This is a genomic window from Marinobacter sp. (assembly GCF_033722195.1).
Lineage (GTDB): Bacteria > Pseudomonadota > Gammaproteobacteria > Pseudomonadales > Oleiphilaceae > Marinobacter.
In genome coordinates this window covers 1-12,315 of record NZ_JAWVZL010000088.1, presented here as the reverse complement: position 1 = coordinate 12,315, position 12,315 = coordinate 1, and the positions used below count along the sequence as shown (strand labels likewise).

General features: G+C 64.0%; 10 protein-coding genes. 6 read left to right on the top strand and 4 right to left on the bottom strand.

The annotated features are described in order from the left end of the window. From R3280_RS13370 to R3280_RS13355, 4 genes are all read right to left on the bottom strand, one after another. A partial coding sequence (locus R3280_RS13370) for a protein kinase domain-containing protein (protein WP_318999110.1) occupies nt 1-1,094 on the bottom strand: 1,094 nt, incomplete at its 3' end. A 9-nt stretch (nt 1,095-1,103) separates the two neighbouring features. Beyond that, nucleotides 1,104-2,738: a dihydrolipoyllysine-residue acetyltransferase gene (locus R3280_RS13365; protein ID WP_318999109.1), complete on the bottom strand. Its 1,635-nt coding sequence runs from the start codon at nt 2,736-2,738 to the stop codon at nt 1,104-1,106. A 26-nt stretch (nt 2,739-2,764) separates the two neighbouring features. Then, the gene (locus tag R3280_RS13360) at nt 2,765-3,742 is read right to left on the bottom strand and encodes an alpha-ketoacid dehydrogenase subunit beta (RefSeq protein WP_318999108.1); all 978 of its coding nucleotides are present in this window, start codon (nt 3,740-3,742) and stop codon (nt 2,765-2,767) included. Between the two features lies 1 nt (nt 3,743). Further along, complete coding sequence (locus R3280_RS13355) at nt 3,744-4,928, bottom strand: thiamine pyrophosphate-dependent dehydrogenase E1 component subunit alpha (protein WP_318999107.1); 1,185 nt, start codon at nt 4,926-4,928, stop codon at nt 3,744-3,746. Nucleotides 4,929-5,302: 374 nt separating this feature from the next. Between R3280_RS13355 and R3280_RS13350 the strand changes: the two genes are divergently transcribed. The 6 genes from R3280_RS13350 to R3280_RS13325 form a co-directional block, all read left to right on the top strand. After that, nucleotides 5,303-6,385, top strand: coding sequence for a Glu/Leu/Phe/Val family dehydrogenase (locus tag R3280_RS13350; protein ID WP_318999106.1), 1,083 nt, complete (start codon nt 5,303-5,305; stop codon nt 6,383-6,385). Between the two features lie 84 nt (nt 6,386-6,469). After that, nucleotides 6,470-7,876: a sodium-dependent transporter gene (locus R3280_RS13345; RefSeq protein WP_318999105.1), complete on the top strand. Its 1,407-nt coding sequence runs from the start codon at nt 6,470-6,472 to the stop codon at nt 7,874-7,876. Between the two features lie 138 nt (nt 7,877-8,014). Beyond that, nucleotides 8,015-9,640 carry an acyl-CoA synthetase gene (locus R3280_RS13340; protein ID WP_318999104.1) on the top strand — a complete coding sequence of 542 codons (1,626 nt, stop codon included), beginning with the start codon at nt 8,015-8,017 and terminating at the stop codon, nt 9,638-9,640. Nucleotides 9,641-9,695: 55 nt separating this feature from the next. Next, nucleotides 9,696-10,457, top strand: coding sequence for an SDR family oxidoreductase (locus R3280_RS13335; RefSeq protein ID WP_318999103.1), 762 nt, complete (start codon nt 9,696-9,698; stop codon nt 10,455-10,457). Nucleotides 10,458-10,490: 33 nt separating this feature from the next. Further along, the gene (locus tag R3280_RS13330; protein ID WP_318999102.1) at nt 10,491-11,642 is read left to right on the top strand and encodes an acyl-CoA dehydrogenase family protein; all 1,152 of its coding nucleotides are present in this window, start codon (nt 10,491-10,493) and stop codon (nt 11,640-11,642) included. A gap of 18 nt (nt 11,643-11,660) precedes the next feature. Further along, nucleotides 11,661-12,315: thiolase family protein (locus tag R3280_RS13325; protein WP_318999101.1), on the top strand; the 655-nt coding region annotated here is incomplete at its 3' end.

Here is a 12,315-nt window from a genome sequence, read left to right as displayed (position 1 = left end):
TCGTTCAGGGTCTCGGCGGCGTCTTCCTGGCGCAGGAAGGATTTGCGGGAGCTGTAGACCACGGTATCGATCTCCCGCTCGGTGGCGCGGGTCCAGACCGGCACCATGGGGGTGATGTTGCGCTCCGGCAGGTCCACCATCACGCTTCTAGCCATCCGCGGCATCTCTTTGACGAAATAGTCCCCGGCCTGGCATCGCCGCTCCGGGTCCGGGTCCAGCATGCCCTCCAGCACCCGCGCGAACTCCATGGGCAGGCCCAGGGACGTGGGCGGTATCGCCAGGTGGCCAAAGCGGCAGGACTGGCCGGAAGCAAGCGCATACAGTGTACCGGCGGCACCCTGTTCGTCGAATCGGGGGCTGGAGAGACCGCCGTTGAGCTGTTCCTCGCCGATGAAGTAGACGTCACCCAGGCGGGCGTTGGTCTGCTGCAGGTTGTCGGACATCAACTCCATGACATTGGCATTGATGAACTGCTGGTTCTCATCGAGCTGGGCAAACACCGAGGAGCCCCAGTCGATCAGGGCAATGTGCTCGGTGCGCTCGTCGAACACCAGGTTGGAAGGCTTGATATCGCCGTGCACGATGGGTCTGCCGGCGGGGCCGGATTCCCGACGCAGGCAGCGCAGGATGTCCGCCAGCTGCTCGGCGATGCGGATGATCAGCCGGGGCCGCAGGCGGCCCTCCCGCAGGGAGACTTCCTCGAGGTTGAGGCCGGGTGCCCGCTCCATCACCAGGATGGGCTGGTTGCGGGCACGCTGATAGGCGATCAGGCGGGGCACCCGGGGATGCACCACCTGCTCCAGCATGAAGGCTTCCTCCTCGAGGCGGTCCTGCAGCTGCTGGGGCAGGGTGATCCGGGTGAACTTGAAGACATGCTCCAGGTCCGGCCCGTCCGGCCGGGACAGCACCCCGGCAAACACGAACCCGTAGGCGCCCTTGCCGATCATTTCGATATCCCGGTAACCCAGTTGCTCAAGCTGGGTGGCGCAAAGGGCCACCCAGTCCTTGAGCTTGCGGGCGTCGTCCTGGCTCAGCAGGTAGACCGACTGCTCCTCCGGGATATAGAACTGCTGGAGCTGCTTGGACTGCGGCATGATCCGGCGTCAGCCCATCTGCAACAGCATGGTCTGCGGCGACTCCAGGTAGCCCTTCCAGAGATTGCAGAAGCGGGCAATGGTGCCACCGTCGATAATGCGGTGATCTCCGGCCCAGCTTACCGTCATGATGGACCGCTGTACCACCTGGCCATTGGCGTCGAAGCGGGGCAGGGCCTGGGTCCGACCCAGGGCGACAATGGCCACCTCCGGCGCGTTGATGATGGGCGCGGCGTAGGTGCCCCCCAGGGCGCCAATGTTGGAGATGGTGATGGTGCCGCCCTTGAGGTCCTCCTGGCTCACCCGGCCTGAGCGGGCCGCCTCGGTCAGCCTGGCCACCTCGTCGGCAATGCCCAGCAGGGTCAGGCGCTCGACACCCTTGATGTTGGGCACGATGAGCCCCGCCTTGCTGTCCACCGCCATACCGATGTTGCACTCAGGCTGGTAGTGGATCTCGCTGGCATCCTCATTGAGGCGGCTGTTCAGCACCGGGTATTCCTGCACCGCCAGGGCCATGGCCTTCATGATGAAGGGCATGAGGGTCAGTCGCGAGCCGCGCTGCTCGGCCTCCGGCTTGAGCCGGGCCCGAAGCGCCAGCAAATCGGTGACGTCGATCTCCTCACTATAGATAAAGTGGGGAATGGTGGCGGCAGCGGTCGCCATGTGCTTGGCCATGGCGGCCTTGACGCCCCGAATCGGCTCGACGCGAACTTCCCGCGGTGTTTCGCCCCCGCGACGGGCCGCCGGCCTGGCCGGGGCTTCAGTGCCTTCCTCGGCCGTGGCCGTCCTGGCGCCTTCGTCCAGGTGGGCCAGAATGTCGGCCTTCAGAACACGCCCGTCCTTACCGCTGCCCGGTACATCCGCGAGATTGAGTTCGTGTTCGCGTACCAGACGGCGGACCGCCGGGCTGGCGGGTATGCCTTTACCGCGAGCCGCAGCCTGACTCCGGTCGGCTTTCGGGGCCTGCCCGGCTGCCGTCTCCGGCGCCGGCTTGGCAGCCGCTGGCGTGGTTTCGCCGCCCGCCTGGTCCCGGGGTTCAAAGGCAAACAGCGGTTCGTGTACCTTGGCAATTTCCTGCTGCTGGTAGTAGAGACGGGTCACCCGGCCGGCCTTGGGCGCGGTGATCTCCACCATCGCCTTGTCGGTCATCACATCCACCACCGGCTGGTCTTCCTCGATCTCGTCGCCCTCGGCCACGCGCCATTCCACCACCTCGCACTCGATGATGCCCTCACCGATGTCCGGCAGGATGAAGTCCTCGGTGGCGCCGGAGCCGGCCGCCGGAGCGCTTTCACCCTGCAGCTTGCCGTCCGGTTCCGTTGCCCGGGATGCCGCTTCCGGTGCCACGGCCGCCGCTGGAGCCGGTTTGCTCTCAGACTCTTTACCGGCGCTCCCGGCGTCAGCCTCGTCCTCGGCCACCAGTTCGAACAGCGGGGCATGGACCTTGGCGATCTCGCCTTCCTGGTGATACAGCTTGGTCACCCGGCCCTTGTAGGGCGCCGGAATCTCCACCAGGGCCTTGTCGGTCATGACCTCGGCCACCGGCTGGTCTTCCTCGATCACATCGCCTTCGCTCACCAGCCATTTGACCAGCTCGCACTCCACGATACCTTCACCGATATCGGGCAGTATAAAATCGCTCATGATTGCTCTCCTGTCCTGATATCGGCCTAGAATTCGACGCTCGCCATGATGGCATCAAAGACTTTCAGATGATTGGGGAGGTACTCCTTCTCCAGCGCCAGCGGGAAAGGTGTATCCAGCCCTGTCACCCGGGCGATGGGGGACTCCAGGTATAGGAAGCAGCGCTCCTGGATTGTAGCCGCGATCTCGCCGGCAAAGCCCCCGGTCAGGGGCGCCTCGTGGCTGACTACCAGCCGGCCGGTTTTCAGCACCGACTTTGCGACCGTCTCCACGTCCCAGGGCAGGATGGTGCGCAGGTCGATGACCTCGCAGGAGACGCCTTCTTTTTCGGCCATCTCCACAGCTTCGCCGACCACCTCCATCTGGGCGCCCCAGGCCAGCACGGTGATGTCTGTGCCTTCCTTGAGGATCTCGGCCTCACCGAGGGGCAGGCGGTAGTCCTCTTCCGGCACTTCACCCACCGAGGCCCGGTAGAGCCGCTTGGGCTCGAAGAACAGTGTGGGGTTGGGGTCGTGAATGGCGCCCAGCAACAGGCCCTTGGCCTGGTGCGGGTTGCGGGGCACCACGATTTTCAGTCCCGGGGTGTGGGCAAAGTAGGCTTCCGGTGACTGGGAGTGGTAGAGGCCGCCGGCAATGCCGCCGCCATAGGGGGCGCGGATGGTGAGGCCGCCCACATCGAACAGGTTGCCGGAGCGATAACGGAACTTCGCCGACTCATTCACGATCTGGTCGAAGGCCGGGAAGATGTAGTCGGCAAACTGGATTTCCGCTACCGGCACCGAGCCCTGGGCCGCCAGGCCGTTGGCGAAACCGATGATGCCCTGTTCCACCAGCGGGGTGTTGAAACAGCGGTCCTTGCCGTATTTCTGCTGAAGATTGCTGGTGGCCCGGAAAACGCCGCCGAAGACGCCGACATCCTCACCAAAGCAGAGTACCCGCTCGTCCGCCGCCATGGCCAGGTCGAGGGCGTTGTTGATGGCCTGAAGCATATTCATCTTGGGCATGTCAGGCTCCTCCCTTGGCATGCTCGGCGCTCTTGGGATAGGCCTCCGGGTAGCGCCGGATGTGAGCCTTGAGCGAATCCAGTTGCTGCGCCAGATGCTCTGGCACCTCGTCGTAGACGTCCGACACCAGGCTGTCCAGGGGCGGCGGCGGCAGCTTCTCGGACCGTTTCATGGTCTCCAAAACCTCCCGGCGCAGGCTTTCCTGGATCTGCTTCTCGTCGTCCTCGCTCCACCAGTCCTTGCTTTCCAGCCAGAGCCGCATCCGGGCGACGGGGTCCTTTTCGCGCCAGACGGCTTCCTCGTCCTTGCTGCGGTAGCCGGAGGGGTCGTCCGAGGAGGAGTGGGCCGCCAGCCGATACGTCATTGTCTCGATCAGCACCGGTCGGTTCTCCTCCACCGCCAGGCGCCGGGCCTGCACTGTGGCCTCGTAGACCGCCAGTATGTCGTTGCCGTCCACCCGGATGACGTCCATCTTGTAACCATAGGCCCGGGGTGCCACGCCGTCGGCCGCAAACTGCTCCACCGCCGGGGTGGAGATGGCATAGCCGTTGTTGCGGCACAGGAAAATGACCGGCACCCGGTGCACGGTGGCCATGTTGAGGGCGGCATGGAAATCGCCTTCGGAGGCGGCACCCTCACCAAAATAGACGATGGTGCAGTCGCCGTTACCCCTGAGCTTCTGGCCATAGGCGTAGCCGGTGGCCTGGGGAATCTGGGTGGCCAGTGGCGACGAGATGGTCATGTAGTTCAGCTCGGCGGAGCCGTAGTGAACCGGCATCTGCCGGCCCTTGCCGTAGTCCCGGTCGTTGCCGAACAGCTGGTTCATGAACTCTTCGGTGCTGAAACCGCGGTAGGCGAGGGCGCCCTGTTCACGGTACTGCGCCATGATCATGTCGCTGTCCTTGAGGGCGGCGGCGCTGCCCACGACCGCGGCTTCCTCGCCCATGCACTGCATGTAGAAACTCAGGCGGCCCTGGCGCTGGGCGGCGAGCATGCGCTCGTCGAGGATGCGGGTGAACACCATGGTACGGTAGATGCGCAGGGCCTTGTCCCGGGAGAGGTCCGGGGCCTTGGCGCCCTTGTAGAGGGTGCCGTCCTGCTGCAGGAGCTTGAATGTTGGAATCCGGAAATTGGCCCCGTCGGTAAAACCGGGGGTGTGAACTGCCTCAGGCTGTTTCTTGGTCATGATCCTCTTCCTGGGGTAGGGGGTTGAGGAAAAAAGTCGCCCCTTGTGGGGGCTCCGTTCATTACTGCCAGACGGTACTTACGAAGCCGGGTGGGGCTGTCAAAGTCCAATCTAGGTTGACCTTAACGTAAAATGCCAAGGGGTGGAAGATTTGGATTGACGTTAACGTCAAGTTTACCTAAGGTTTGCCGTGTCAGGCCCCAAAAGGGCAACTGTAGCTCAGCGCCAGGTTAACGCGAATGCGGCCGGCGACAAAAGAACCCACGCCTCCAGGGCCGCAATCCGGCCGGGGAATCAGGGCCAGTATCCCTGTCATCGAGGCGAAGACCCGCATTGCCGCTGATCGTGGTCATGCGCAGCAAAAGGTGAAAGCCATGAGCGTGTTTACCCATCCCGAATTCGACAACCATGAGCACCTGTCCTTCCACTGCGACCCGGAAACCGGTCTGCGGGCCATCATCGCCGTCCACAACACCTCCCGTGGCCCCGCCCTCGGCGGCTGCCGCATGTTCCCCTACGGTAACGACGAGGAGGCCCTGCGGGACGTGCTCAGGCTGTCAAAAGGCATGACCTACAAGTCGGCCCTGGCCAACCTGGACCTGGGCGGCGGCAAGTCGGTGATCATCGGCGACCCGCGCCAGCACAAGAGCGAAGCCCTGCTGGAGGCCATGGGGCGCTTCCTCGAAAGCCTGGGCGGTCTGTACATCGCGGCCGAGGATTCCGGTACCAGCGTCGCCGATCTGCAGGTGATGGGCCGCCATACCCGCCACGTGGCTGGTGTATCCTCCCGCCCCGGTTTCGACGGTCGGCCCAGCACCGGCGACCCCTCGCCGGCGACCGCCTACGGTACCTTCGTGGGCATTCAGGCGGCGGTGCGTCACAAGCTGGGCCGCAGCGATGTGAATGACCTGGAGGGTCTGAAAGTGGCCATACAGGGCGTGGGCAATGTGGGCTATCGCCTGGCCTGGCATCTGAGCGAGGCCGGCGCCGAGATCAGCGTCTACGACATTCACCAGGACCAGATGGAGCGGGCGGTATCGGAGCTCGGGGCGAGGCCCGCCGATGCCGAGGAAATCCTGTTCCTGCCGGTGGACGTGGTGGCACCCTGCGCCATGGGGGCGGTGCTGAACGACGCCTCCATTGCCAAGCTCCAGGCTCCCATCATTGCCGGCGCCGCCAACAACCAGTTGGCCCGGCCCGAACACGACAGCGCGCTCTGGCAGCAGGGTATCCTCTACGCGCCGGATTTCGTGATCAACGCCGGCGGCATCATCGATATCCATTACGAGCGCACCGGTGGCTCACCGGATCAGGTACGCCGCCATCTGGACGGTATCGGTGAGACCCTTGCCGAGATCTTCCGGCGCTCCGAGCGTGACAGCCGGCCCACCGGTGAAATCGCCAATCGCCTGGCTGAAGAGCGCTTCCAGCATTACCCGCGCGTCGACGGCGTCTGATGCCGCCGACTGGCACACGGGAACATCGGTTCCAGCAATAAACCCATACCCAATACAAAAACAGACAGACTTCAGGAGACGGTCATGACCGAACCATCATCCAACCCAGCCAACGGTGATTCCGGGCAGGGCTTTACCAAGCGGGCGGAGTGGTCGTCCCGGATGGCATTCATCCTGGCGGCCACCGGCTCTGCGGTGGGACTGGGCAACATCTGGAAATTCCCCTACGTGACCGGGGAAAACGGCGGCGGTGCCTTCGTGTTGGTTTACCTGGTCTGTATTGCCGCCGTGGGCCTGCCCATCATGATGGCGGAAGTGCTGATCGGTCGCCGTGGCGGCCTCAGCCCGGTGGCCAGCATGCGTCACCTGGCGCAGCGGGACGGCCACAAGCCGGCCTGGCAGCTGGTGGCCGGCATCGGCATGTTGGCGGCCTTCCTGATCCTGTCGTTCTATTCGATGATTGGCGGCTGGGCGGTGTCCTATGTGGGCGCGGCCATTACCGGTGACTTCACCGGTCAGTCGGCGGAAGCCATCGGCGAAATCTTCACCGGTCTGCTGGGCAACCCCTGGGCGCTGCTGCTGTGGCATACCGTCTTCATGGCGCTGGTCATGCTGGTGGTGGGCCGAGGCCTGCGCCAGGGCCTGGAAAAAGCGGTCACCATTCTGATGCCGGCCCTGTTCGTGCTGCTGTTGATGGTGGTGGGCTACGCCATGACCACCGGCCATTTCGGAGCCGGCTTCAGCTTCCTGTTCTCACCGGATTTTTCGCGCTTGACCACTGAAGGCGTGCTGGTGGCACTGGGCCATGCCTTCTTTACCCTGAGCCTGGGTATGGCGGTCATGATGGCCTATGGTTCCTACCTTTCCAAAAACACGTCTATTGCCGGGACATCCATCACGGTGTCAATCATGGACACGGTGGTCGCCCTGCTGGCGGGACTGGCGATTTTCCCCATCGTGTTCGCCAACGAATTGGAGCCCGGCGCCGGTCCCGGCCTGATCTTCCAGACCCTGCCGCTGGCTTTCGGTCAGATGCCCCTGGGCAGCCTGTTCGGCGCGCTCTTCTTCATCCTGCTGACCTTTGCCGCCTGGACTTCCGCCATCTCCCTGCTGGAGCCGGTGGTGGAATGGCTGGAGGAGAAGAAGAGCCTGAACCGTGTCAGCGGCACCTGGGTGGCAGGGCTGAGCTGCTGGTTCCTGGGTATCGCGTCGATCCTGTCGTTGAATGTGTGGTCCGACGTGACCCCGCTTGGCATGTTCGAGCGCTTCGAGGGCAAGACCATCTTCGATCTGCTGGACTTCCTCACCGCCAGCGTCCTGTTGCCCCTGGGCGGCCTGCTGGTGGCCCTGTTCGTGGGCTGGAAGATGAGCCAGAAGGCGCTGCGGGAAGAACTGGCCATGGCTGACGGCACCTTCAACCTCTGGTACCGGACCCTGCGCTACTTCACCCCCGTTGCCGTACTGGTTGTGTTTATTTACAACCTGATCTGACGGTTTGGATGCAAGGGGCTGGCGCCCGGTTATCGGCGCCAGGCCCCGAGCCACCAGGGTGTCCGGGCTGTTCCATTTCAGTTTACGTAAACGTAATATGGTGATTGCCCCGTAATAACAACAACCCTGGAGTCCACTATGAGCTCAATTTTCGAGACCGGGCTTGAGCCCACCGAGGCCAATCACGCTGCCCTGACGCCGCTGGATTTCATCGCCCGTACGGCGGAGGTTTACCCGGACTATCCGGCGGTGATTCATGGCGGTATCCGCAGAAACTGGCGTGAAACCTACCAGCGCTGCCGTCGCCTGGCTTCGGCCCTGGCGGACCGTGGCATTGGCAAAGGCGACACCGTTGCGGCCATGCTTCCCAACATCCCGGCCATGCTGGAATGCCATTTTGGCGTGCCCATGCTGGGCGCTGTCCTCAATGCCCTCAACACGCGTCTGGACGCCAAGGCCATCGCCTTCATGCTGGAGCACGGTGAGGCGAAAGTTCTGATTGTGGATCGGGAATACGGCGCCGTCATCCGGGAGGCGCTGGGACTGCTGGCCAATCCGCCTCTTGTTATCGACGTGGACGATCCGGAATACGGCCAGGGCGAGGCCCTCAGTGACCTGGACTACGAGGATTTCCTGGCCAAGGGCGACCCGGAGTTTGCCTGGCGGATGCCGGCTGACGAGTGGCAGGCCATTTCCCTGAACTACACCTCCGGCACCACCGGCAACCCCAAGGGTGTGGTCTACCACCATCGCGGTGCCTACGAGAACGCCATGGGCAACCAGGCGGTCTGGTCCATGGGCCAGCACCCGGTCTATCTCTGGACCCTGCCGATGTTCCATTGCAACGGCTGGTGTTTCCCCTGGACCATCACTGCCTTTGCCGGCACCCATGTCTGCCTGCGCAAGGTGGACCCGGAGAAGATCCTGCAGCTGATCAGCGAGCACAAGGTATCCCACATGTGTGGCGCACCCATCGTGCTCAACAGCCTGCTGGGTGCGTCCGAGTCGGCCAAGTCCGGCTTCAGCCACACCGTACAGGCCATGACCGCCGGTGCGGCACCGCCGGCCAAGGTGATCGAGGCCATCGAGGCCATGGGCATCCAGGTTACCCACGTCTATGGTCTCACCGAGGTCTATGGCCCGGTCACTGTCTGCGCCTGGAAGGATGAATGGAACGACCTGCCGGTGGAGGAGCGGGCCTCCATCAAGGCTCGCCAGGGGGTTCGCTACCATACTCTGGCGGGAATGATGGTGGGGCATTCGGAGACCATGGAAGCGGTGCCCCGGAACGGCAAGACCATCGGCGAGATCTTCCTGCGGGGCAACACCGTGATGAAGGGCTACCTGAAAAATCCCAAGGCCACCGCCGAAGCCTTCCGGGGCGGATGGTTCCACACCGGGGACCTGGCGGTCTGGCACCCCGACGGTTACGTGGAGATCAAGGACCGGCTCAAGGACATCATCATCTCCGGTGGCGAGAACATCAGCACCATCGAGGTGGAGGATGCCCTCTACCGGCATCCCCACGTGCTGGAGGCTGCGGTGGTTTCCCGGCCGGATGAGAAATGGGGCGAAACACCGTGTGCGTTCGTCACCCTCAAGCCCGGATCGCCGGAGGTGACCGAGCAGGACATCATCGATTTCTGCCGGGAGCGGCTGGCGAAATTCAAGCTGCCCAAGACCGTGGTATTCACCGAGCTTCCCAAGACCTCCACCGGCAAGGTGCAGAAGTTCGTGCTGCGGGACCGGGCCAAAGAACTTTGACATGAGACCGACCCGGGCCCTGGCGAGGGGCCCCATTCGATAGCAGGAGAAGATCATGGAGTTTCAGGGTGTAGCGGCAATCATCAGCGGTGGCGCGTCGGGACTGGGTGAGGGTGCGGCCCGAACCCTGGCCGCGGCCGGCTGCAAGGTGGCGATACTGGACATTCAGCAGGCCCAGGGTGAGGCGGTGGCCCGGGACATCGGCGGCAAGTTTTTCCATTGCGATGTCACATCCGCCGACAGCGCCGAAGAGGCGGTGTCCAAGGCCAGGGTGGCCCACGGCCTGTGCGGCATTGCGGTCAACTGCGCCGGTATCGCACCGGCCGCCAAGATCCTTGGCAAGGAAGGGGTGATGCCGCTGGAGAGCTTCAACAAAGTCATCCAGGTGAATCTGATCGGTACCTTCAACATCCTGCGGCTGGCGGCGGCGGATATGGCCCAGCGGGAACCCAACGCCGACGGTGAGCGGGGCGTCATCATCTCCACCGCCTCCATCGCCGCCTACGAAGGTCAGGTGGGCCAGATTGCCTACAGCGCCTCCAAGGGCGGTGTCGTGGCCATGACCCTGCAGGCGGCGCGGGAGCTCGCCCGCCAGGGTATCCGGGTCAATACCATCGCGCCTGGCCTGTTCATGACGCCGATGATGGCGGCCATGCCGGAGGAAGTCCGGGACAGCCTGGCCCAGACCCTGCCGTTCCCCCAACGCCTGGGCAAGCCCGAGGAGTTCGGCATGATGGTGGACCAGATGGTTCGCAACCCGGTACTCAACGGTGAGGTGGTCCGGCTCGACTCCGCCCTGCGCATGGCCCCGCGCTGAGGCATCGACACTATTCCAACGGGAGCAAAATCTATGAGTGGTCAGCCTGAATCCGAAGAACTGGCGCTGTTTCGAGACTCGCTGGTCAAACTGCTTGAGCAGGAAGTCCAGCCCCATTACGAGCAGTGGGACAAGGAAGGGCTCATCCCACGCCAGCTCTGGCGCACCCTGGGCCAAGCCGGCGTGCTGTGTGTGGATATGCCTGAGCAATACGGCGGCTGTGGCGTGCCCTTCGAGTTCTCGGTGGCGGTGGGTGAGGAAATCGCCCGTCTGGGGTTTGGCGCTCTGGCCACCAACGTCATGGTGCACTCGGACATAGTCGCGCCCTATCTCAGCCACATGGGCAATGAGGAGCAGCGCCAGCAGTGGCTGCCCAGAATGGCCACGGGTGAGGCCGTCGGCGCCATCGCCATGACCGAGCCGGGAGCGGGCAGTGACCTCCAGGCCATGCGGACCACTGCCATGGCTGACGGTGACCACTACATCCTCAACGGGTCCAAGACCTTTATCACCAACGGCCAGCACGCCGATATGGTCATCGTGGCGGCCAAGACCGACGCCGCCGCCGGCGCCCGCGGTATCAGCCTGTTCCTGGTGGATACCTCGCTGCCCGGTTTCAGCCGGGGTCGCAACCTGGACAAGATCGGTCAGCACTGCGGTGACACCTCGGAGCTCTTCTTCTCCGACCTGCGGGTGCCGCGCTCGGCCCTGCTGGGGGAAGAGGGGCAGGGCTTCATGTATCTGATGAACGAGCTGCCCCGGGAGAGGCTGGTGATCGGTGCCATCGGGGTGGCCGCCGCCCGCGGTGCGCTGGATATGACAGTGACCTACGCCGGCGAGCGCACCCTGTTCGGCCAGAAACTGGGCCAGTTGCAGAACAGCCGGTTCCGCATTGCCGAAATGGAAACCGACTACCGCATCAACAAGGCCTTCGTGGACCAGTGTATCGCCCAGTACGAGCGCGGCGAGCTGGATACAGCCACCGCATCCATGGCCAAGTACAGCGCCACCGAAATGCAGTGCCGGGTGGCGGACGGCTGCCTGCAGCTGTTCGGCGGCTACGGCTATACCACCGAATACCCCATTTCCCGCGCCTTCCTGGATGCCCGTGTACAGCGGATCTACGGCGGTACCTCGGAAGTCATGAAAGAGGTCATTGCCCGGTCGGTACTGGGCAGGGGCTGAACCTTAAAGGAGACAGACATGTCGGATAACAGCGTTGTAATCGCGGGCTCGGCCCGTACACCCATGGGCGCCATGATGGGGTCGCTGAGCTCGGTTCGTTCACCGGACCTGGGCGCGGCGGCCATCAAGGCGGCCATCGAGCGGGCCGGCCTGCAACCGGCGGATATCGAGGACCTGATCATGGGTTGCGTGCTGCCCGGCGGCCTGGGCCAGGCCCCGGCGCGTCAGGCCTCCCGCGCCGCGGGTATTCCCGACAGCACCACCTGCACCACCGTCAACAAGATGTGCGGCTCGGGTATGCAGGCGGTGATCCTGGCCCACGACCAGATCAAGCTCGGCACCAACCGCATTGCCGTGGCCGGTGGCATGGAGAACATGAGCCAGGCGCCCTACCTGCTGCCCAAGGCCCGCGGCGGCTACCGCATGGGCCACGGCCAGGTGATGGATTCCATGTTCCTGGACGGCCTGGAGGACGCCTACGAGGGCGGTCTGATGGGGGTGTTTGCCCAGCGCACCGCGGATCGCTTCGAGATCAGCCGGGAGGACATGGACGAGTTTGCCATCGCCTCCCTGAACCGCTCGCTGGAGGCTATCCGTCAGGGCTGGTTTGCCGATGAGATCGTACCGGTAGCGGTGGCCGGCCGCGGGGGTGAGACCCGGGTGGATATTGACG